Genomic DNA, 236 nt, shown 5'->3' on the forward strand with positions numbered 1-236 from the left:
TTGCAGTGGAACACGTTTCATTCGTCGTTCAACCCCATCAATAAAGCGATGAACGATCGCTGGGGCGATGGGCTCACGGATTGACCACAGTGATTCCACATCCGCCGCCCATTCCAGAAGTTCGCGCGCCTCGGAAGCTGGAGCGGCCTCGTCGATCTGTGAAAGCTGGGCGCGTGCGAAGGCAAGAGCGTCGCGGACGGTGGAAATCTCGGCAGTCATTGGACGATCGGTGAAAT

General features: G+C 57.6%; 1 pseudogene. It reads right to left on the reverse strand.

From position 1 onward, the window contains the following. A pseudogene (locus tag QP415_RS12955) lies at positions 1-219 on the reverse strand (peptide chain release factor N(5)-glutamine methyltransferase); the annotation flags it as partial. Between the last annotated feature and the right edge of the window lie 17 nt (positions 220-236).

It is taken from the genome of Pauljensenia sp. UMB3104 (genome assembly GCF_030217285.1).
Lineage (GTDB): Bacteria > Actinomycetota > Actinomycetes > Actinomycetales > Actinomycetaceae > Pauljensenia.